Origin of the sequence: Croceitalea marina, assembly GCF_042684265.1 — a bacterium.
In the GTDB taxonomy this organism is placed as follows: Bacteria; Bacteroidota; Bacteroidia; order Flavobacteriales; family Flavobacteriaceae; genus Croceitalea; species Croceitalea marina.
Genome location: NZ_JBHULB010000081.1, coordinates 120749 through 144009 on the forward strand (window position 1 = coordinate 120749; position 23261 = coordinate 144009).

Annotated in this window: 21 protein-coding genes; 4 read left to right on the top strand and 17 right to left on the bottom strand. The window is 33.1% G+C overall.

Annotated features, from left to right (window positions below; translation table 11 throughout):
- Positions 1 to 47: 47 nt before the first annotated feature.
- The 3 genes from ACFSQJ_RS17550 (at position 48) to ACFSQJ_RS17560 (ending at position 6040) form a co-directional block, all read left to right on the top strand.
- A complete protein-coding gene (locus ACFSQJ_RS17550; protein WP_339144599.1) occupies positions 48 to 938 on the top strand; it encodes an ABC transporter ATP-binding protein in 891 nt (296 codons plus the stop codon).
- Position 939: 1 nt separating this feature from the next.
- The gene (locus ACFSQJ_RS17555) at positions 940 to 4509 is read left to right on the top strand and encodes an ABC transporter permease/M1 family aminopeptidase (protein ID WP_339144598.1); all 3570 of its coding nucleotides are present in this window, start codon (positions 940 to 942) and stop codon (positions 4507 to 4509) included.
- 421 nt (positions 4510 to 4930) lie between these two features.
- Positions 4931 to 6040, top strand: coding sequence for a type 1 glutamine amidotransferase domain-containing protein (locus ACFSQJ_RS17560; protein ID WP_377768222.1), 1110 nt, complete (start codon positions 4931 to 4933; stop codon positions 6038 to 6040).
- A gap of 56 nt (positions 6041 to 6096) precedes the next feature.
- Here ACFSQJ_RS17560 and ACFSQJ_RS17565 read toward each other — a convergent pair whose 3' ends face one another.
- Positions 6097 to 7143 (bottom strand): helix-turn-helix domain-containing protein, encoded by a 1047-nt coding sequence (locus ACFSQJ_RS17565; protein ID WP_377768223.1) that lies wholly within the window; start codon positions 7141 to 7143, stop codon positions 6097 to 6099.
- 131 nt (positions 7144 to 7274) lie between these two features.
- Here ACFSQJ_RS17565 and ACFSQJ_RS17570 point away from each other — a divergent pair, with 131 nt between their 5' ends.
- Entirely contained in the window at positions 7275 to 8834 is a 1560-nt protein-coding gene (locus ACFSQJ_RS17570) for an amidohydrolase family protein (protein ID WP_339144592.1), read from the top strand.
- A gap of 268 nt (positions 8835 to 9102) precedes the next feature.
- Here the strand turns inward: ACFSQJ_RS17570 and ACFSQJ_RS17575 are convergent, their stop codons facing one another.
- The 16 genes from ACFSQJ_RS17575 to ACFSQJ_RS17650 all read right to left on the bottom strand — a co-directional run bounded on the left by ACFSQJ_RS17575 (position 9103) and on the right by ACFSQJ_RS17650 (position 23229).
- Positions 9103 to 9813, bottom strand: a complete 711-nt coding sequence (locus tag ACFSQJ_RS17575; RefSeq protein WP_339144590.1) for a class I SAM-dependent methyltransferase — start codon at positions 9811 to 9813, stop codon at positions 9103 to 9105.
- 2 nt (positions 9814 to 9815) lie between these two features.
- The gene (locus ACFSQJ_RS17580; RefSeq protein ID WP_339144588.1) at positions 9816 to 10454 is read right to left on the bottom strand and encodes a hypothetical protein; all 639 of its coding nucleotides are present in this window, start codon (positions 10452 to 10454) and stop codon (positions 9816 to 9818) included.
- Positions 10455 to 10518: 64 nt separating this feature from the next.
- A complete protein-coding gene (locus ACFSQJ_RS17585; protein WP_339144586.1) occupies positions 10519 to 11085 on the bottom strand; it encodes a Crp/Fnr family transcriptional regulator in 567 nt (188 codons plus the stop codon).
- A gap of 173 nt (positions 11086 to 11258) precedes the next feature.
- Positions 11259 to 12158, bottom strand: a complete 900-nt coding sequence (locus ACFSQJ_RS17590; protein WP_339144584.1) for a hypothetical protein — start codon at positions 12156 to 12158, stop codon at positions 11259 to 11261.
- Between the two features lie 126 nt (positions 12159 to 12284).
- Positions 12285 to 13499, bottom strand: coding sequence for a serine hydrolase domain-containing protein (locus ACFSQJ_RS17595; protein WP_339144583.1), 1215 nt, complete (start codon positions 13497 to 13499; stop codon positions 12285 to 12287).
- Positions 13500 to 13509: 10 nt separating this feature from the next.
- Positions 13510 to 14541, bottom strand: a complete 1032-nt coding sequence (locus ACFSQJ_RS17600) for an alpha/beta fold hydrolase (protein ID WP_339144581.1) — start codon at positions 14539 to 14541, stop codon at positions 13510 to 13512.
- Positions 14542 to 14674: 133 nt separating this feature from the next.
- On the bottom strand, positions 14675 to 15622 hold the full coding sequence (locus ACFSQJ_RS17605; protein ID WP_339144579.1) for a TolB family protein: 948 nt from the start codon (positions 15620 to 15622) through the stop codon (positions 14675 to 14677).
- 5 nt (positions 15623 to 15627) lie between these two features.
- On the bottom strand, positions 15628 to 16536 hold the full coding sequence (locus tag ACFSQJ_RS17610) for an alpha/beta fold hydrolase (RefSeq protein WP_339144577.1): 909 nt from the start codon (positions 16534 to 16536) through the stop codon (positions 15628 to 15630).
- A gap of 382 nt (positions 16537 to 16918) precedes the next feature.
- Positions 16919 to 17992, bottom strand: coding sequence for a family 16 glycoside hydrolase (locus tag ACFSQJ_RS17615; RefSeq protein ID WP_339144575.1), 1074 nt, complete (start codon positions 17990 to 17992; stop codon positions 16919 to 16921).
- The gene (locus ACFSQJ_RS17620) at positions 17989 to 18411 is read right to left on the bottom strand and encodes a hypothetical protein (protein ID WP_339144573.1); all 423 of its coding nucleotides are present in this window, start codon (positions 18409 to 18411) and stop codon (positions 17989 to 17991) included. Before ACFSQJ_RS17620 ends, ACFSQJ_RS17615 begins: the two co-directional genes overlap by 4 nt.
- A 3-nt stretch (positions 18412 to 18414) precedes the next feature.
- Entirely contained in the window at positions 18415 to 19086 is a 672-nt protein-coding gene (locus ACFSQJ_RS17625; RefSeq protein ID WP_339144572.1) for a hypothetical protein, read from the bottom strand.
- Positions 19087 to 19097: 11 nt separating this feature from the next.
- The gene (locus ACFSQJ_RS17630; protein ID WP_339144571.1) at positions 19098 to 19916 is read right to left on the bottom strand and encodes a carbohydrate kinase family protein; all 819 of its coding nucleotides are present in this window, start codon (positions 19914 to 19916) and stop codon (positions 19098 to 19100) included.
- A gap of 75 nt (positions 19917 to 19991) precedes the next feature.
- Positions 19992 to 20876 (bottom strand): alpha/beta hydrolase, encoded by an 885-nt coding sequence (locus tag ACFSQJ_RS17635; RefSeq protein WP_339144570.1) that lies wholly within the window; start codon positions 20874 to 20876, stop codon positions 19992 to 19994.
- A gap of 147 nt (positions 20877 to 21023) precedes the next feature.
- Positions 21024 to 21449: a hypothetical protein gene (locus ACFSQJ_RS17640; protein WP_339144568.1), complete on the bottom strand. Its 426-nt coding sequence runs from the start codon at positions 21447 to 21449 to the stop codon at positions 21024 to 21026.
- Positions 21450 to 21473: 24 nt separating this feature from the next.
- Positions 21474 to 22169, bottom strand: a complete 696-nt coding sequence (locus ACFSQJ_RS17645) for a hypothetical protein (protein WP_339144566.1) — start codon at positions 22167 to 22169, stop codon at positions 21474 to 21476.
- 43 nt (positions 22170 to 22212) lie between these two features.
- The gene (locus ACFSQJ_RS17650; RefSeq protein WP_339144565.1) at positions 22213 to 23229 is read right to left on the bottom strand and encodes an OmpA family protein; all 1017 of its coding nucleotides are present in this window, start codon (positions 23227 to 23229) and stop codon (positions 22213 to 22215) included.
- Between the last annotated feature and the right edge of the window lie 32 nt (positions 23230 to 23261).

The following is a 23261-nucleotide window of genomic DNA, read 5'->3' on the forward strand; positions in this document are numbered from 1 at the left end:
AGCCAGTGTTTAAGTTCAAAAATAGATTCGCTTTAAATTAAAAATCGATGAATACACTTGTAATTGAAAATGTATCTAAAAGATATCCCAATGGCGTAAAAGCATTAGATTCAATTAATTTAAATATCTCTAATGGAATGTTTGGATTACTAGGAGCTAATGGTGCCGGAAAATCTAGCTTGATGCGAACCATTGCAGCCCTTCAAAAACCTTCTTCAGGATTTATTGAATTCAATAATATTGACATTATTGAAACACCACAGATTATGCGTCAAGGCTTGGGGTATTTACCACAAGAATTTGATGTGTACCCTAAAATATCCGCTCAAAAACTTCTAGACCATTTTGCTGTTTTAAAAGGCATTCTCAACAGAAAAGAACGTCAAGATCAGGTTTCAGCACTTTTACAACAGACCAACTTGTATCAGCATCGAAAAAAATCAGTTCATACTTTTTCTGGCGGTATGAAACAGCGATTTGGTATTGCACAAGCTTTATTAGGGAATCCACAGCTCATCATTGTAGATGAACCCACAGCTGGACTGGATCCAGAAGAACGACACCGCTTTTTGAACCTATTAAGTGAAATTGGACAAAATATAATTGTTATTCTATCAACCCATATTGTGGAGGATATACAGGAATTATGCACACAAATTGCGATTCTGGCTCAAGGGAAGATTATTTCAAAAGGGAGTCCTTCAGCTTTGGTAGAAGGTATTTCTGGTAAAGTATGGAGTAAGATTATTCCAAAAGATCAGTTAGAGGAATACAAAGAGAATTATCAGGTCATTTCTACTAGACTCATTGCTGGAGAGACGCAAATAAGGGTGCTTTCTGATAAGCAGCCTACCTCAAAATTCAAGTTGGTTACCGTAGGGTTAGAAGATTATTACTTCGCGCAAATGTTTTTAAATCAATCATTAAAAAACGACTAGGATGTTATTAAATTTAGTACGCTTTGAAGTTTTATATCAATCAAGGCAACGCGCACTGCTCATTTTTGCTTTACTCTTTTTCTTCTTCGGTTTTTTTATTGGAGGTAGAGGTCAAGCACCTGCTCAAGTAAATTTCAACTCGGCTTATCAGATCACTAATTACGCGACTATTTTTTCATTAGGTTCAGTTTTCATTGTTATGTTCTTTGCCATTAGCGGTGTCATTAGAGACAAAAAACATCAAATGGAAGCGCTTATTTTTAGTACGTCGGTCAAGAAAAAGCATTTTTTTTGGAGTCGGTTTATTGGTGTTTTCATTTTTAGCATTTTGGGCTTTAGCCTTTTCCTTCCGGGTTTTTTTACTGGATTGTCTATTTCAGGTTTAGATTCTACTCGTATAGCACCGTTTCATTTGCAATCATATATATGGCCCCTTACCGTTATTATTATCCCTAATCTTTTTATCTGCTCAACGCTTATTTTTTCTGTTAGCATACTATCAAAGAGTAATCTCGCCACTTATGCAAGTGCTGTGCTCATCTATATGCTGTACTTTCTTATCGCGTTTTATTCCAATTCACCAATCCTTGCATCATCCGTCTCTGCTTCACCCGAAGCAATGGCCATGGCAGCTATGACCGACCCATTTTCAGGGGCAACATTTTTCGAACACACGCAATTTTGGACACCTTATGACAAAAACCATTTGACATTTTCATTTTCAGGATTTTATTTATGGAACAGAATACTGTGGATAGGACTATCATGTATCGTTCTCGCTATTACGTACCGTTTATTTTCTTTTAGAAAGACGTCTAAAAAAACGATTGGAAAACAAAAAATCACTACCGAACCCTTAGAAATTACCCCGTATTTCAAGGTTGTTAGTCAAATCAATACCAAAGGACAATGGAAAGCTTTTTGGTCATTATGTGAGATGGATATGAGGAGTGTTTTCAAGAGTCTCCCATTTTTAGTGATTATTCTGACACTCATAGTAACTTCTATTTATGAAGTCTATGCAAGAATATCTGAAGGGGGTATTTATGGTGATAGCTTGTACCCATTAACAAACGTACTGATAGAAATAGTCATGGAATTAGTGCCAATTTTAAGCCTTATTCTGATCGTTTTTTACAGTGGAGAACTTATTTGGAGAGCTAGAGATAGAAAAATGGATAGTATTTTATACTCAACCCCTACAGTCAACTGGGTGTTTTTCTTATCAAAATTACTTACACTAGTATTGGTGCCGATGCTCCTTATTGCCTCAGTAATCATTGTTTGCATTGGGTTTCAGCTAGCAAAAGGGTCTTCCCATCTAGATTTTGAACAATACGTCTCTATCTTTTACTATTATGGAGCTTCTATGCTGGTATATTGTATGCTTGCCGTGTTTGTTCAGAGTGTTGTAAATAATAAGTTTTTAGGAATGGGAATCACTGGTTTTGTACTCTTATTTCTAGGTTCTTCACTGTCATTCTATATTGGGATAGAACACCCAATGCTGCGTCTAGGCGATATGCCAATCCCTATGTATTCCAACATGACAGGGTATTCTATACAAACCTCTGCTTTTCACACATATACATTGTATTGGACCTCCTTCGGAATAATTCTATCTATTTTGTCTTTTAAGTTATGGAAACGAGGCACATTAAGGACTAGTAATTTTCTAGAGAGTTTTCGATTTAAAAAATGGAAACAACGGGAGATTGGAGGAATGTTCGTTTCGTTTATCTTTTTCCTTGGTTCAGGAATTGTGTTATTTAATGAGGTAAATATTGAAAACAGGTATCTAAACTCAGATGAAAGAATGAATTATGCTGAGGCATATGAACGAAAATACAAAGTATATGACAGTATTCCTAGACTTCATTATTTAGATATGAAAACAGAAGTAGATATCTATCCTAACGAACGAAAATATAGCGTAAGTGCAGATTACGTTTTGATCAACAAAAACGAAGTTCCAATAACGCACCTATTTATCACTGAGCGAAAATCACTTTCTGAAATTACACTGGAAAACGCAGAAATAATCTTTAGAGATACCGTTTTTGGCACCTACCTATTTAAATTTACTCAGCCTATTCTTCCAAACGAAACAACTGGATTGCGCTATAACCTCACAAAGCAATCCAGTCCATTTAAAGTGGATAAAACCATTGTAAAAAATGGTAGCTATATCCGACATGATGTATTTGAGCCTGCTTTAGGATATCGTCATTCCATGGAATTGTCCAATGCTTATGAACGTCAAAAAAGAGGGCTTCCCAAACAAGAGATCGAACTAGAAGGAGATTCACATCTTTTTTCCAAAGAAGCACGTCTTGGGAGTGTTACTTATGAAACGATTGTATCTACAGACAATGATCAAATAGCTTTAGCTGCCGGAAATCTAATCAAGGATTGGGAAGAAAATGACAGGCATTATTATCACTATAAATTTCCTTCTAAAAACATTCCTTCCCTAGCGTATATTTCTGGTAAGTATGAATTAAGAAAAAGTGCCTTTAAAGATATTTCAATAGAACACTATTACCATCCAAATCATGATATGAACCACAATACAATTGACAATAGTGTGAAAGCCACATTGAAATATTCTGTGACAAATTTCGGGAATTACCCTTTTGATTACTTACGCATGGCAGAAATACCGTCCTTCCATAATTTTGGAGGGGCAGCGCACCCTGGACTTATCGGTATGGTAGAAGATAATTTATACCTAATCGATATCAGAAATACTGGGACTTTCGATCTTGTTTCTAAACGCACTGTACATGAAGTTTCTCATCAATGGTGGGGTATGATTCTAAAGGCTAAAAATTTAGCTGGAAGTGGATTTTTAATTGAGGGTTTTGCCAAATATACAGAAGGGGTTGTTCTTGAAAAGATGTACGGAAAAGGAGCACTTTGGCAACTGAATCAAGCATCTAATGATCGATATTTTGAGGGCCGTTCTTATGCCGTAAAAAAAGAGTCTCCACTCTATCTTACAGCCGGTCAAGGGTATCTAAATTATGGAAAAAGTGGACTCGTCATGTTGTCCATACGTGATCTTATAGGAGAAGATAAATTGAATCAGGTATTGAGAACACTTTCACAGAGATATAAACAAAGTCAAGAATTTGAAGTACATACTTTGGAGTTTTTAAATGAATTATATAAAATCACTCCAGAAAAACATCATTCTTTGATTGATGATTGGATGAAACAAATAGTTCGTTATGACTTATCTATTACCTCATCCTCTTATGAAGAACTAGACAATGGAACTTTTGAAATTATCATGGAAGTAAAAGCAAAGCGTTATAAAACTTTGGCTGATGGTGAAGAAAAAGAGATTGCAATTAACGAACCTATTCAAATAGGTTTGTTCAAAAAACATCCAAAAGGTTTAGGCAAAAACGATACTCCAATCTATTTAGAGCAGCATAATTTAAAGGATAGCTCTACAATACTTAGAATCCAAGTAGATGTTTTGCCAGATGTGATTTCTGTTGATCCGTTTTTAACACGCACAGATCGTATTTATTCCGATAATTTAAGGAGTTTGGAAAAATGAAGCTTAATTATGAGTATTTTTTTCCTCAATGTTATATTCTACTGAAATTACTTCTTTTTTTATAATTCAAGAACTAGGAAATATTGGTAGATTGTTTTCTAATTATGGATTGTCTTTAGTTGTAAAATTATTTGACAGTCTTCACTTAAATAATGCTAAAGAATGTAGTGGAATTTTAATAAACAAGAAACCAGAAATTCTTCAAAGCTTACCTCTAAGAATTATTTCTTCCTAATTAGGTATAACTTCAGGAACGTTTAGTTTATGTATTCTTATTATTAAATACTTAAAATAATCAGTCTTTTAAGTCAGATAAAAGTATCTTCCTATTTGATAAAATTGTCTGACGGAATTATCATTTCGACAGTTTGTATGGGCTTTAAACCTTTTTTTTGACCGGAATTTAAAATTATTTAAAATTATGTTTAGAAAATATAAATGGGTCAAACGGATATCAATTTTCATTCTTCTTTTAATTATTGGGGTTGTTTCTTTCGGATTTTGGTTTAAAAGCTTAATACCACCTAAAGATTTTTCTTTAGAAACTATAAATAAAGGTGATTTGCCTTACTTGTCTCAAAATAGAATACCCAAAAGAGGAAAGATTTTGGTTGTAGTAACGAGTACGGCCACTATGGGTACTAGTGGAAAAACTACAGGATATGAATTAACAGAATTAGCGCGGGCCTATTATGTGTTTGAAGCTAATGGCTTCGAAGTTGATATTGCAAGCCCCAAAGGCGGAAAATCACCAGTAGTTATTGATGATGAAGATATGGGGTCTTATGATTATGCTTTTTTAAATGATTCAATTGCGCAATATAAGGCAGCCAATACCCTTCTAATAAATGAAGTAGAACCTGAAAATTACGTTGCCATATATTTTGCAGGTGGTAAAGGTACAATGTATGATTTTCCGAATAACGAAAACATTCAATCTATCGTCAAAAAACATTATGAAGCTAATAAGGTTATAGGCGCAGTCTGCCATGGACCTTCTGCTCTCGTAAATGTAACTTTAGACAATGGTCGACATCTCTTAGAAAATAAAAAGATAAGTGCATTCACCAACAAAGAAGAGTTGTTGCTAATTTCGGATGCAGCATCCATATTTCCATTTCTATTACAAGATAAAATAATTGAAAGTGGAGCCAAATTTAATGAAGGTGATATATATCTAGAAAAAATTAGTTTTGATGATAATATAATAACAGGACAAAATCCATGGTCAACTTGGGGCGTTGCTGAGGGAATGGTTAAGCAAATGGGGTATCAACCAAAACCAAGAGTAGTAACCGATGAAGAAAATGCCGTAAAAGTCTTATCAACCTATAAATCGTTTGGTAAATCTAAGGCCAAGGATATGATAACATCTATTCTGCTAAAAGAGAAAAAACCTTTAAATAGATTATTAATAGCAAAGCACAGTATTATGGCAGCTATGCAAGGTAATATGGGTGACTTCTATAATCTTAGTGGTTTGGTATCTTTTGCTAAAGATTGTGAATCTAAAGTAGATAGAGACCAATAAAAATCAAAATGAGTTGATGCTTGGTAAATGAATATTGTACTACTATTTTCAAAAAATTAAACACCTTTTTTTCGATATAAAGACGGCGTTGTTCCCTGAAATTTTTTGAAAGCACTATTAAATGAGGATAAACTACTAAAGCCCGAATCGAAAGCAATAGATGATATAGTGTATTTTTCATTACTTTGATTTACTAAAAGTTTTTTTGCTTCTTCTATGCGATGATAATTGATAAAATCATTGAAATTTTGTTTGGCATATTCATTAATAATTTGTGAAGATTTTTGAGTGCTTTCACCTATTAATTTACTCAAGGAAGCAAGCGAAAAGGTAGAATCTAAATATAATTTTTCATCAATAATTAGCGAGGATATTTTACTAAATAATTGGCTGCCATTATTTGTTTTAAATACATTTCCGTCTATGTCAATTATTTTAAGTTGGTAAGCTTTAAAGCTTAAAAAATAAATGACAAAAGAATAAAGAATAGGGCCAATAATATAGGGAATTGAATTGTCTACAATGTTTGAAACATATGAAATCCATATGATGATGAAACCAATAATTAATAAACGCAGCCACTCAAATATTGTTCTTTGGGACTTTGTTTGATTTAGATTTTTTTTCTTTAATTTTTTTGTAGAAATACTTACAATAAAAATATAAGTTATGAGATGTAAATAACAAAAGATTAAAATACTGCTGAATAGTATTATAACGTTTTGCTGATTAGTTTCGAATACGTTTTCAGGAACAAAAAAACTAATAACAAAAATGGTTATGAATGGAATAATTTCAATAAAAGAATAAGATGAAAATTTAAAGTCAGTTGTTGTCATTCCCTTGGCATACCATCTTAATAATGGTCCAATTAATAAAAGTAAGGTCAAACCAGAAAAGATAAATAAAGGCTCTAAATTATCCCCAAAATTAAGCATAACAGATTTGCCAATTCTAAAAGCCATAATGAGCAAAATTAAGGATAGAAGATAATTAGTAGTTGATTTTTTCTTCTTGAAAAAAGTAAGATAAATAGCAAATGTAATTCCGTGCAGAAGCCCAGCGCTACTAATAAGAAGAAGAAAAATATCTATAAAACGCATACTAGCATAGGTATTCATATATATATCGCCATAAGGACAGATATTATTTTATTAATACAAATTTTTAAAGGTTCTTTAAAATGAGACGATTCGTTTTAGCCTTTGTTACTATTTTATAATAAATCCTATTAATGAAGAAAAAAATCATTAAATCAATTAAAGTACTATTTGTATTCATTTTACTACTTATTCTAATTTTTGGAGTAGCTATTTTATGGCCTTTGCCAAATTTTAAGACCCCAAAAAAGTATCCTAGCACCTTGATTAAATCTATAAACATAATTGATGTTAAATCAGGTAAAGTAAGGTCTAATAGAACTATTTTAATAAAAGATAATATCATTATATCTATTGACACTTTAAAATACCAAATACAAAAAACAGATTTAGTAATTGAGGGAAAAGGAAAATACATAATTCCTGGGTTATGGGATATGCATACGCATTCTAATCAGCAGTCTGAATGGCTTCATCACCCATTGTACATTGCTAACGGTATTACAGGAGTACGAGATATGTCTGGGCAACTAAATAAAAAAGATAGTTATTGGGTAGGAAGTGAAGAACGTTTACAATGGAATGAAGACATTAATAATAATTTACGAGTAGCACCAAAATATATATTACAAAGTAGTTATCAAATGGATGGTTCTTTTTCTGTACCAGACAACTACCCAAAATATTTTAAACTTCAAAAAAATGAAGATGTAGACTCAGTTTTAAACTTTTATAAAAATAAGAATGTCGATTTTATAAAAGTATATCAGCAGATTTCACCTAGAGCTTATAAGAGACTTGCAACTCAGGCACCAAAACATGGATTACACTTAGCTGGACACAAACCTGTTTTTGTAAGTCTAGAAGAATCTATAAAGTTGGGACAGCGCAGTTTTGAACATGGTCGTGTTTTTATGTATGAAGCTTTTCCTAAAGCAGATAGCCTTAGAGTATCTAAAGACTGGAAACAGTTTTTTCAAAAATCAAAAAAATCAATGGTGAAGGATTTTAATTTTGAAAAAGCTACTGAATTCATGCATCTTATGAAAGAGTATGATGTGTATTGGACACCTACACTACAAACATTGAAATTTGAAGCGCTTGCACATAAAGACTCTTTTTTAAGCAATCCCAAACTAAAATATGTTTCTTGGGCACGAAAAAATCTATGGTGGAGATTTGATGTCAATCATAATAAAAAGCAAAATACATCATCAGTAAATAAAGGACTTAGTGCTTCTTTTTATGAAGCTTCAAAAAAGCAAGTTGATATGGCTAATAAAATAGGTGTCCCTATTATGGCGGGAACAGATGTTACAGACTCTTATACTTTTGCAGGATTTAGTATTCATGACGAATTGGAAGAGTTAACCAAAAGTGGTTTTTCAAACCTAGAAGCCTTACGAAGTGCAACTATTATTCCTGCACAATTTGCAAATATGGAAAACAAATATGGAACTATTGAAAACGGAAAAATAGCGGACTTAGTTATTCTAGACAAAAATCCTTTAAAAAAAATAACTAATTCAAAATCAATCAACAGTGTTATTCTTAATGGCACATATTATAGTTCCAGTACCTTACAAGAATTAAAAGACTTCACGCAATCTATAGCTTCTAGTTTTCATATGAATGTTAAAGTGATGTATAGTTTTATAAGTAGTCCATTAATTAGAGTACAGTTTGCAGACTAAAAATCTACTGACTGTATTGGTTTATATTATTTAACCTTTTAATCTTAATGGTAGTTTTTATCTGATTGTCCACTTTTTTTTGCAAGTCCAAAAACTTGTAAGTAAATCAGGTACTATTTCTAAAAAAGAGAATAAAATAGTTTGGATAGATTCATTTTTAACACGTGCACATCGTATTTATTCCGAGAATTTAAAGAGTTTGGAGAAATAAAGACAAAAGATTCATTTTTATTTATAGTGTTGTTTTTAGGTCTTCGGTATATGCCTTCTATTTCTTAACTGCTCTAAGACACATAAAAGCTGGAAATTCTATAAGTTCTTCATAATGCTTTTGATCTAATTTTTCAAACTCTTTTAAGGGTTTTGGTTCTATCAATTTGTCGATATAAAACCCATTCTTTGTTAAGGGTGAAATACAATCGTGAAGTGGTCTTCTGTGACTATTGATTTCAATTGGTTTTCCAAACCCTGACCAAATACATTTAACGGGTTCTGTTTTAAAATAATCTTTAGATTCATAGTAATTGTATTCAAAAAATGGATGTTCAATTGAGATAATTAATTGACCTTTGGTTTTGAGAACCCTGTGAAATTCTTTGATTGTTAAGTTCCAATCTTCTATGTAATGTAAAGCCAATGCACATAGAACAAAATCAAAGGATTTGTCATCTATCATTGTCAGAGGACTACTTAAGTCGTGCACAAAGAACTTACCTTTACTTTGGTTTCTTTCTTTAGCAAATTTTATCATTTCAGAACTGAAGTCAAATCCAGTTACATGCGCATTTTTTGAAAGCAATATTTCCGCATATTTTCCAGGACCACAAGCTGCATCGAGAACTGATTTGTTGTTTACGTCTTCAAGTAAACTTAATGTATTAGGTCTATCGTAATAAGCATTATGAGGTTTGTGCTCTATCAATCTACTATAGCTTTCGGCTAATTCATTATATGCCGCTTTGATTTTTAGTTTGTTCATAACTACGCCTTGTTAGATTGAATTAATGATATTCCTGAACATAAAATCCAAACGGCAACACTAAAAACAAAAATCCTAAAACCAATTAAGCTTGTGAAAGCAAAACCTGTAAGACCACCAATTATTGAAAATATTAATATTAATAATCCGAAATAGCCTAAGTACTTAGAGATTTTTTGAGTTTTAATTATTAAAATAGAGTAGATTAAGATTCCAAAAATAAGAGCAACAATAAATACATAGTCTAATGCCTTATTAATGGTAAAACCATAACTTACTAGGATCTTCAAAAAAGACTCGCTTTGTTCTAGACTTTTTGCGTGTTGGTTTAAAAAATTCGGTAATATTAAGCCATTGAATAGAGCTGCTAACATTGCTGAAAAAAGTCCAAGAGTAACCGAAATAAGGGCAAGTTTAGAAATTTTTCTTAGACCTAAAAGCCTATCGGTTAAGCCATAAAATCCAAACAACATAAATGGTATACAAGCAATAGCAATTGAATGTGCAATTTGCATCTTAGCTGCTTGATTAATAATTTCTTGGAAGCTGCCACCTGATGGATGTAAAATCATTGTAATGATAGCCAAGAAGGAACCTGCTGACAAAGAAATCCCTGTAATCTTATAAAATTGACTTTTCATTGAAGAGAAATTTAAAATATCGACAAATATTCATCTTATTCTAAGATCTCTCTCTTGACTAAAGTCAATTAATTCTTTTTCTAACACGACTTAATGTTTCTGGAGATATCTTCAGATATGAAGCAATAATTGTTAAAGGAAATTTTTGAATCAGCATCGGCTTTTGAGTTAGTATATATCTATACTTTTCATCAGCAGATTTGTTTTGATCAAAAAACTCTAGACGATTATTGGCTATATCTAATATTTTCCCAAGCTTAAGAAAACTAGGAGATATTGCTATGAGCTCATGTATTGATTCTATGGACAGTTCATACACCGTGCTGTCTTCAAAAGCTTCAATAGAGTTTTGTGATGGTTTTCTTGAAGTAAAACTTCGATGATTTAACATCCAATCTTCTTTAGAATATAAGTCAATAACTTTTATATTAAAATCGTCATCATGGTTGTATTGGTAGAAACTTCCTGAAATAATAAAATAAGCTGATGAGCACACATCACCAATATTAAGTAATGAATCGCCTTTCTTTAATTCTAAATGATTAAGCTTATTCTTTACGAAGTCTGTTTCTCTTTTAGAAAGCTTAATGGTTTGTATTAAATAATTTTGAAGTGAATTATTCTTTGACATAAGTCTATTTTAAAAAGAATCTAACTTATCGGTTTAATACAGAGCCGAATTTCTATGGTTTCTTTTTCTAAAAGCCAAATTAAAAATTTGGCGGACTTTCTAAATATACACAAACCTTTAGGTTTAGCATTTACCAGCAATGTTTTATACACCGTGTTGGCGGTAGTTATATCTTAATTTTTTGGTCTTAAGTTCTCTACAACTTGCATACTCACCCAAAAAATATCCACATTCTCATATTCTTTTGAACCCATGTTCCTGTTGAAGAAAAGATACTTTCCATCCGGCGTAACACTCGCCGATGCTTCCCAAGCTTCAGTGTTTATTTTATTTCCTAAATTAATAGGATTACCCCAAGAACCATTTTGTTGACGAAAACTAATATAAATATCAGAATCCCCAAATCCGTCTTCTCTTTTGCTATCAAAAAGTAGATATGATTCATCTGGAGCAATAAATGGGTGAAAGCTTTTTCCTTTGTTAATCTCTTTATTGAGTAGCCTCGGTTCTTCATATTTTCCGTTTACAAGTCGCGAGTAACGAATATCACCTGTAAAGTCCTTTTTGAACTCATCAAAAAAGTAGGTGCCCTTAGAAGAAGCCGTAAGACGCATGATCGGTAAGCTGTCAAAAGGAGAATCAAGTTCCTTTATTTCAGACCATTCTTCGTTATCATTACGTTCCTTATATCTTCTACCTAAGTGCATAGTCTTACCATCGGGAGAGATAAAAGGTGTACCAACTCTAGAGGATATTACTGAATCTTGCCATTGATTATGAGTTCTTTTCATAACGACGAATTCCGTTCTCTTATCTTCTTTAGTTTTTCCTACTTCTCTTAGAAAATAGAATTCTTTTAAATCCGGTGTGAAATCTCCATAATATTCCCAGCCTTGAGTAGTAACTAATCCAGGGGCAAAAGGCTCTGGTATTAAGCCAGGTGGTTTTTGACCTAGGTAAAGAATCTCTTTTTTTGATGAATCATTCTCTTTTGTGTTCGACTTATCAGGCTTGCAAGCATTTAAAAATAGAATGAAAATAAGTGCTGAAAATTTAATTATGTTGTTTTTCAAGTTCTCTTTAGTTTAATTACCGCCAACATAAGAATATACAAACCTCTCGGTTTGGTAATTATTAGCTATGTTTTATACACTGTGTTACAGTCAGTTTTCATTTTGAATCCTAACTCTTATTGAATTCTATTTCAACTGTAAAGCAACGTTCCATAAGTCAAAATCACTGCTGTAATATTGAAGTGAATTACCACAGTGGACAATTACAGTTTCTTTTTGTGGTATAATGTAAATATTCTGTCCTAGGTTTCCGTTTGCATAGAAATGAAAAGAACCATCTTTATTTACATGCCCCCACCATTGGTAGTTATAGTAAATTCTTTTTTCTCCTCTACCAAACCATTTAGGGTATATAGCTCTAGGAATTGATTTGTTTTCTCTAGTAGATTCCCAAACCCAATCTTTGGATATAATTTGATTACCATTCCAGTTTCCTTCGTTTAGCATTAACTGACCGAAACGCGCATAATCAATCGCTCGGGCAATCAAACGACTTGGCATATATTCAAAATTAGATTCTTTGCTGTCTATGGAAAAAAGCGCATCATATTCCATAATTCTTGACCATAATTTCTGCTCCAAATAATTTGATACAGATAAGTTAGTAGCTCTTTCTAGAATTAATCCTAAATAGCTTGTATTATAATTAGAATATTGAAAATCTTTTCCTGGTTCGGATAAAACTTCTACATCCTTAAGCAACAACTTTCGAACATTGGGATGATAGTATCCAACCGCTTCGTCGTGCCAAGGAGAATGAATATTAGTGAAGGGTATTCGACTTGTGTTGTACTCAAGCCCTGAACGCATTTCAAGTAAATGTTCGATGGTTATTTTTTCGAAGTTTGAATCTCGCTCTATAAGTTCAGGAATATAATTTGTGATGGGTTCATTAACACTTTTTATAAAACCATCATCAATAGCAGTCCCAATTAAAAACGATATAAAAGACTTTGCCATAGATTGAGAATGGAAATAGGAATCTCTACTAAAACCATTAAAATATTTCTCATAAATGACTGTATCTCTTTTTATAACAATAAGAGCAGTCGTTTGAGACCCGGTTGCCCAGTCTTTAAAGCTGTTAAATCCAGTTTTAGTTACGAGTTCTTCAAATAGGGATTCTATATACTTCTCTTTTGGATTTGAAATAAATGTATTCGCATGTTTTGCTCCTTTAATCCTATGATTTTCAAAATTGTTATAATCATAAACATCCGCTACATTCATAATTATGAGTCGATAAACGTAAGTAGGTGTATATTGAATTGATAAAAGTACAATTAGGAATAGGACAATTGAAAGAATTGTGAGTAATGTACTCTTCAGTAACTTTTTCATTTGATATTTTTTATAAATTCGTTGTAACTACGTTAATAAGGACCTTTGGTTCTTCAAAAATCATTTCTGGATTATTTATAAACCTAACAAGATTTTTTTGGACCAATTTTGGTGCTTCCAATTGAGGAAAGTGCCCAATGGAATCAAGCGTAATTAGGTTTGGGTTTGGAACAATCTTTCTGTATCTATCAACGGTCTCTTTGCCAGTCACAGGATCTTGTAGTCCATTTATAAAAAGTATGGGAATTCTATCTTGAACAAGTGTATTTCTCCATCGTTCTTGATTGACGATTCTGTCGTTGCTGGCATGAACTAATTTATGATTGATTCTGTTGCCTCCTTGTTGGCATATTAAATACCATTGGTCAATAAGATCTTGTTTTGATGGAAGGAATTGCGCTCCGAAAACTTTTTTAAAGCTATTCTCAAAGAGTGATTGATTAACAAGAGGGGAAATAAGACTTCCTAATGGGCTCGCTAGTAAAGATTGCACCCTGGTAGGCTTATGAGTTTCTGGGAACAAGCCTCCATTCAACAGTGTTGCTGACCTGATTTGGAAAGGATATTTTGATCCGCTTTCCATAAAGCGCGCGATCATTTCTTGAGCAACGTTGTCTCCATAATCATGAGCCAAAATATGGAACCTTTTAATCTGGAGATTTTTTAAAATAGCCTCTTGGATGTCCGCCTGAAGAGAAATGGAATACTGAATATCACTAGGTTTATCGGACAGACCAAAACCCAACATGTCTAAAGCTATGAGTCTGTAGTTTTTTTTCAGATCTTCCCATAGTAAGCTCCAATCAAAGGACGACGTTGGATATCCATGAAGCAATACAATAACCTCTTTGGATGCATCCTTGGTGTCGAAATAGGAAATATTGAATTGTTGGAATTGAAAGACTTCCGAGTTTGATTTCCAATTCCTTAATTCTTTGCTAATGGTATCTTCAGAAGGACTTTTATCTATTTTGGTATACACAAAAAGAATTACAACAATCAATACGAGCACTGCTAAAATTGTCTTTCCGATCTTTTTCATCCGATTTTTTTTAGCTTATGAGGAGCTGCTATGAACAAGAAAGTAGCGCTACAGGTCATCAATATTTTTGTGTTCATAATTTGATTTTATCGGTTTTTATAAGTGTTCTATTTGATCAAACTTTTCCCGGCTATTAAGGAAGGTTGTAACCATTTTGAAATGAATGATTTTCCAATTCTCCTTCAATATTCACCCATTGAATCTTCCATGAGTCTCCCTCTTTGCCAGTTGCTAAAAACAAAAACTTGTTGTCTGGTGTTACATATGGGTTTCCTTGTCCATGCGTATTTATTTTTTTATCCAATTTTATCGGATTGGACCAATGCCCCTGACCATCACGATGACTAATCATCAAATCAAGCTGATTTCCAACCAAAGCAAAGATCAAATAGTCTTCATTAGGTGAAACATATGGCGTACAGGTTGGTATTTCTGAATTGTTGAAAAATGAGACTTGCTTTGCCTCTTGAAAAACTCCTTTCACTTTTTTAGATCGATAAATGCTCATTTCACTATAGTCAAGGTTACTCGAATGAAAGTAAAGGGTTCCTGAATTGGTAACGGTGGGATGAGAAACCAGCTTACTCCTTAAATTGGGAATGTCTACAAAAACAGGCTCACTCCATCGTCCATTCAATTTCTCAGACTTCCACAGGTGCCATGTTGCACTGACTCCTTCCATTGGAATCGGTCTCGTAGAACTGAAATAAAGAGTATTTCCATCCGGAGAAAAACTCATTCCATGCTCATTGTATTGACTATTAAAAAAAGCAAGTTCGGGTTCGGACCAGCCATGATTTAGGCTATGAATTATATAGACCTGAAAGTTTCCGAAGTTCGTGTCGGAAACTGTGTAATAGTACTCTTTAAGGTCGGGGCTAAAAATTCCTCTATGGATGATTTTTCCTTCGGGAACAAGTTCACTTTTGAAGTCAATTGGAAAATGATTCGGACTCTGTTCCAGAGTATATAGTGTATTCTTATTTTCGGGGACACAGGCTCCAACCAACAAGAATAAAAAGAGGATGTAGAATTTTACTAGAGCTTTATAAAATATTTTTTTGTCAACTATTTTCATCATGATCATCAGTTTAACGATACGGGATCTTTTAAGCTTGAAAAAATTTCTTCGGCATGATCAAATATCAATAAATGTCCATGGTTAGGGTATGTTTTCAAACTGGATCGCTCTATTTGATTCGCCATAAATTCGGCCCACTCATAAGGAACGTTATTGTCTTTCTCTCCTTGCCAAAATGATATAGGAACTTGTGTCTTGCTATAATCAAACCCCCAATCTTTTACCAATATCTTAGAAATCTCATAAGCAACCCCTTTGCTGCCATTTCTATAGGCTTCTGTAAACATATTTTGAAGCACCTTAATCACCGCTGGGTTCTCAAGGATTTTTTTGTCTGAGTCATTCATCATTTTTAAAAAACTTTGAAGTACTTTCTCAGGGTTCTTAGCTATTTGCTTCGCCTGAAACCTTAAGAGTAGGGCAAAGAATTTAGGAAATGATTTTGACACACCAAGCATCAGCTTAATTTTTCTAGACAAAGCTTTCTTATTATGCTTTGTTAGAGGAGCAAATCCACTAACAATAGCCATTTGATTAATTTTCTCAGGAATTTTATAAACAATACCGAAAGCAAAAGGAGCTCCAGCAGACATGGCTGCAACTGAGAATCGATCTATCTTGAGGAACCCCATCAGTTCTTTGATGTCTCGTGCAAATTCAAGAATACTACCCTTTGGATTAAAGTCTGACATCCCATGACCTGGCCTATCTACTGCAATAATTCTTAGCTGATGGGTAATTGTAAAAGAAAGATCATAATGCATTTCTAATCTTGAGCTTTGTGAGCCGGGACAATAGACTATTGGATATCCGTCACGAGGACCGTATTCAGCAAAACCCAGATGTCTTTTATCTCTGAGTTGAATACGCTGTTTGGTTCTATTTATCTTCGTTTCTATTATTTCCGAATTCATTGAGTAAATCTAAATTTATACATCAAGTATACCATTTACTAAGTTCTGAAAGCGTTATATTTTCATTTCATTGCCAAGGCTAAGGTTTTTTGAAATTACTTCAAGGGTCAATCACTTTACTGTTTAAATCATCATTCAAATAATACTCATAGAAACCTCCATCCATAATAAAATAGGCCGATGAACACACTCCTACCATATTTAGGATGGTCTAACCCATTTTGAACTTCAAAGGCTTTAACTTTTTCTCTAAAGGACTGATCTCTTCTTCCAAGGATTTGCTCGTTGTTGTTATACATTTCAATAATAAATCTTCCATAAAAGCCCTTTTTGGATGATCCGTTTAAGTTAGTTTGAAAGGTTTCAACCCTGTTGTAAAAGATTATTCTAATTTTCCAATTAATCCCCAGCCATTAGCTTTTTCTATAACCACACAATGAATTTTGTTTTCACCTTTTTTAAGTGGAAGATATAGTTTGTTGGTATTGATATCTATGTGCCCCATAAATTGGACGCCTTTTTGTCTAAAAGCGTTATTACCATTAAAAAAAAGTTTACCGTTTATAAATACCAAAACTTTATCACTATAGTCAAAAGAAAAAATCTGTGTTTTATTTGTCTTTGAATTGATGGATGTAGTGGCAACCACATATTCTTCCTTATTTCGTTCAAAGCTACCAGAGGTTGTCTTTTTAACATACTTGGATATAGGTAATAATCCAGATGCTTCGGTTGATACCGTAGTGTAATTTTCTTTTGAAAAATCTTCGAATCTTACTTTACCTTCTTCGTAGGGATACGCTTTTGTGATTTCCCAATACCTTATGATATTCATGTCCCTATTTGGTGTTTCTATTTCAGCTTGCTTTTCAGAAATACTGCCATGCGTAACCCTAAAGTTTGAGAATCGGTTCCCAAATAAAGCCCAAAGTCCGATAATACCTTCTTTTTGTTCTGTTCTTAAGTTATCCACAGTCATAACCTTGACGTTATTCACAAATACTTGAACGCTTCGGTTTTTTAATTCTATGCGCAAGGTATTCCAACCTTCATCCTTAAAAGATGTATTTGCTTGGTGTTCCCGATATAGTTGCCAGTTGGATTCGTTGTTAAACATAGGTGTGTACTGTACCGCATCTGCCTGATTGGATTTGTGTAATCGCATGTAAACCTCTTCTAATGTATCGTCTTGTTCCCTAAAGCTGATACCGGCAAAACTTCTTTTAGATTTAGCATATACATCTACCTCGATAGATCCATTAGTAAAATTCAAATTCTTTACTGTTGCTCTACCATTTTTTAGAACAAGGGTTTTTCTATTGTCAAATTTTTCAAACAAGGCATCATTGGGGACGTTCCAATTAGAAGGAATCATCTCAATTTGAGTTTGAGTATTTTGTGCTACTAAAATTTGGATGCCAAATAAGCAGATTACAAGGTAAAGGAGTTGTTTCATGATTTTTTTGTTGAAGAATTTCGGTAGAATTTATCTTGTGGTTTTTTCTTAAGGATGATAAAAATCAGAAGGGAGAACATAAAAGTGAGTATGGCAAAGAATTTCTCGATATGTGTTTTAGCGAAAAGATTTCCAATCGTATTTAAGACAAACAGAAAAAGAAAAAACCATAAAATGATATTTACGAATTTCATTGATATAACCTCTTTCAAATACGTAGCCTTTATAAGGAGCGCTGTACACAAAAGTAGGTTGAGTAGGATTGAAATGCTTTCGAAAATGTACATCTCCATATCACTTTTTAATCTACCTCCCCAGGTGATTTCAAAAGGCACCAGTTTAAATATGACGGTAAAGTGAAAGAATATGATGCCTGCCAATGCCCATAACATTATCTTGATTGCCAATTTGGAATTCATATTTTAAATTACATTGTATTTCATGTCGATTGGTTTGCGAATTAATGTCATACCAATCCATATAAACCAAATGATTTGGCTAATTCCGAAAACCTCTTTGAATATATCAATAGGTAAAACAGTTAAGATACCTGCAAAACCCACAAGCAAGCCTATAAAGTTCAATGACCTTGAAAAAAGGGAACTTTTGAGGTTTATAGTACTTAATAGCAGCACCCAAATCCCCCCAACTATCTCATTGCCGCCACCTAGTCCTTCTGAAACAATACCCACGCTAGACCAGATTGTCATGGCTTTTTCAGGATTCTCAATTCCAATTTCCAATACCAAATTAAGTCCAATATTTGCAATCATTCCACTGGCAACAACCAAACCAACCCAGATGATACCAAAGGCAGATGTAACCAAAGAACTGTTGGGAAAACTATCTTTTACTCGCTGATGCATAACTATCACCAGAACAGCTAGTATTATCCCGAACAAGACGTAGCTAATAAAAGTTATTGAGGATAGCACTAAGTAATTATCTGACAAGAATGCTAGTCTTTCAGTTTCAGATGCTTCTTTGCTCGGATAATCTAATATCCCACCATAGACTACGAAGGCTAAGATGTAAATTAAACCTAATGAAATTGAGGAGAACCCGCCTATTTTTTGAAATGTCTTTATCTTCATAATTAAGATTTTTAATTAATTATTTTTTGAACTCCACCTAAAAAACTTAGGACCTTACTTGCAGCAAAAGCGCCAGCGTATAAGGATTTTTTAATGTCTTTTGTATAAAACCATTCTATGCTAAATGCTGCTTGAAAGGCATCGCCACATCCTGTCGTGTCAATTATTTTATCAACTTCAATTGCTTTTTGAAAGTATCTTTTGTTTTCAAAAAAAGCGATACTGCCTTTTGCCCCCATTGTAGGAACAATCAAAGTTTGCTTTTTTACAGATAGTTCAAAAAGGTCATTTAATTGATTTTCTTTTCCGCTTAAAAAAACAATATCAATATTGTCTATATGTTTTTCTATATAATCTAATCCCAAATAGTCTAAAAAATCAATCACTACCAATTGATCCGGATGTCTTCTATCCAGCAGTTCTATTAAATTGGGATCACCTGCTGGCATGGCTATTATTTGACTATTTCTAACGGAATCCCAGTCATTTTCAGATAATCTGAATGTATCAAAAGCTCCTCCATTCCAACTATCTTCTTTAAAGAACCGATCTCCATTTTTATCAATAAAAATTTTGTTTGATGCCGTAGGTTCGCCACTAGCGTATACTCTAGAAGTATTTATAGTATAGCTATGTAAATGTTGTTGGATAAGATCTCCAAATGTATCTTTTCCAATGGCACCAATTACTGAAATATTAGGTTGACCTAATATTCTACATTGTGTAGCAAAATTTAAAGAATTACCACCTACATATGTTGTGCCGATTTCTGGAAAGAAGTCAACGCAGAAAGAGGTTAAAGCTGTGATTTTAATTGGATTGTTATGCAAAATATTTAGGATTTAGACTGTCTTTAACTGTATTCAAGAGATTAAACTGATAACTTATTCAGAGAATTACCTAGATTATTCTTTGATTTTGGTTATTAATCCATTTAATGCCATCTTCGCTTCTTTCATAATAGGTAAAAAGGGCCAAATATGAGGCATGTTCTCTCCCTCAATCAGTTTGATGTTTACGTTAGCTTTTTTTGCTTTTTTGTAGGCCAAAATTTGGTCAGGATAGGTAATGTCCCTTTCCCCCGCATAAAGAATCGTTTCTGGAAAACCCTCAAAACTTCCATAAATAGGGGAAATGATAGGGTCTTTTAAATGGTAGTCCTTTGCGCACATTTTCTTTGCACTTAACAGCCCTTTTTTTGAGAGCATGGGGTCAAAGGAATCTATCTTATCAATATCTGGATTGGTAAAAGAAGCATCCATTACTGGTGAAATCAATAGTAATTTTTTGGGCAATTGCCATTCTTCTTGTAACAGTCTTTGCACTAAACTTGTGATTAATGTTCCGCCCACGGAATCTCCTAATAAGATTATGTTTTTGGGTTCAAACACTTCAGTAGCCTTCATAAAAACAGCATCAATATTCTCTGAGATGTCACTGATATGAAATTCGGGCGCCTTTGGATAATTGCACATCCAAATTGTGCAATCTGTACTTTGAACAATAGATTTTACGGTATCCCAGTGATGTTTACCAGGACCAGAGATAAACGCTCCACCGTGTATAAACAATATGAGTTTATTTGAATCATTAAGCCCAATTTCAGTAATTGAGGTGTTTAATATCTGTAACCTATTAGTTATGTTCTTTTTAAAGAACTTTCCATTGGGTTTATATACATCTTCTTTGCGTATGGATTCATAATCAATAGGGTCTTGACTAAATTTTTGTTTTAAACCTTTTAATTTGATTATTATGAGTGTAAGATAATATGTAAAGCTATGTTTCATTGTGTATTTTTTATACCAGTCTCTCATAATTGAAAAAAGTAGGAATCGTTAGTTATTTATACGATTTGGTTTTGAGTTTGGGAATTTTGGTAAATCCAAACACATTCAAGTTTGTCAAATTGCGGGTAAACTTTGTAACCCAAATTCTTAATTAAATGTAAACTCAACAGAATCAACAGTACCAGGGCCGTTAATCGTAATCTCTTTTTCAGCAACAGTTTCAGAGTCCACTTTTATTATAAATTTAATATTATATGGCTCAAAAGGAACTCCAATCTCTCCGCCTGAGTTATCTTCATATGTAATACCTAATAGTGTTTGGAAGGGAATTGATTGTTTCAAATATTCCCTTGTCAAAGGTAGATGGGACTGACTATAAGAAGAATTAGAAATTTCCACACCATTCCCTATAATCTTAATTGTTACTCTTGATAATCGATCCGTGTCAGAAGATGTAACAGAAAATGAAATGTCCTTTTTTTTGGGGTAATTATCTCTCGGGTCATCATCTGAAGAACAAGATAATGTTAATAAAGCTAATATAGTTATTGCTAAAAATTGTTTTTTAATCATTTTTCTTTTTATTGATATTCTAGTTTAATCAAGATTCTTTTTGCTTAAATACCATTCTTGCTCAACATCGAAGTCAATACTTACCGTTAGTTTCTCTTCAGTATCAACACTTAATAATTCGAGTTGAGCTTCTCCTTTTACTCGATATTTGCCGGTTGTGTAGTACAAGCTTTTTTCTGTAATTCCTAAATTGATTACATCATTAATTTTTAAGACGTTAGGATAATCAGATACAAGTGCATAGCTTCCTTCTATCTCATGTAATAGATTATTTTTTTTAGTTTCCTCAAAATTTTGTTCACTAATTACACTTTCACCAATTCGAAAGCTTAAACTATCATCTTCGATATCTGAAAAAAGTGGAATTATTTTGTAAGTTCCAACTTCGAGTTTTGGATCTATAGAGTTATGAACTCTATTTAAGCTGATATAAAGTTCATATTTTTCATACATCGCATCGTTCAGTGAGATACCAAATAATGTTAATATGTTTTCTTTTTTCATGGCATTACTACTGCTCATTAGGTAATCTGTAGTAACCCCTTCGTCATTATTGATTTTTACTTTACAGTAATAGTCTGACTGCTCTTTTAAATCGACATTTAAATAATCAAATGATTTTTTTTCTTGGTTTAAAATTGATATCTCTTTAGCTTTATCATGTTTGCATGATTGTAATATTGAAGATATTCCAAAGACGATAATTAATAGTTTTTTCATTAGCTTTAAGATTTGAACTTATTCAATAACTCCGTTTTTTCAATCAGTTTAGTTTTCTTAATTCAACCCTTCTATTCTTCGCTTTTCCTTCTTCAGTAGTATTTGTATCAATTGGTTTTGTTTGGCCAAAACCTTTGCTCTGTAGCCTTGCAGCATCTACATCTTCATCAGTTAGGGCTAAAAGCACAGTTTGAGCCCTGCTTTTAGATAGTCTCATGTTATCCATTGGGTTACCTGTAGCATCGGTGTGGCCTTCTATACTAATTCTTAGGTTTGGATTGTCTATCATCATTTTAGCAACTTCGCCAATAACTTCATAAGATGTGGCTTTGATTCTAGATTTTCCCGTATCAAAATTGATGTACAATGTGGCTACTCCCTCTTTTTCAATAGCCTTAAAAATATCATCTGCTGATATTTTTTCTATAGTTTGTACAAATGCACTGTTTTCTACAATACCTATTCTTTTTGAGGTTGGCGAAACTTGAACACCTATTTTTTTATTCGGTGTCTTAAGGACATAAATACTAACGGGGTAATTCACAACATCGCCTGCATAGAATTCATGCATATGGGCATATATGGCATTAGGGTCCTCTCCCCATTTCTGGATAAACTCATTCGGTATTTGCCCTTCAAATAGTAGTTGTGCCCCTATGGATTTTAAATATTCTGAAATACTTTTTTGAAAGTAGTATTCTTGCCACTCTTTATCACCTTCCATTTCTGTCTTAATCCTTTCTACCCTACCATCTAAAACAAAGGAAGAGTTGCCATCAAAAAATTCGAGTTTATCGAACTCATAAGACGTCGAATATTCTTTATCTACAACCATTCCCTCCGGAGGAGAGATATATGGAAAAGCACCAATATCAACAGTTGATTCGGCTATATCATCCCAATTGAATTGTTTTATTTTTTCTTGATTGGATGTTTTAGTTGCTTTTGATGAATCTGGCACTCTAGGTGTTTTTTTGGATTCAGATAACTTTTTGGTCTTATCGTTGCAGCCTATTATAAGCAACAGTAAGACAAAACTTATTAAGTATGTTTTTTTCATTATTTGTAGTAAGTTTTAATTAAAATCAGTGT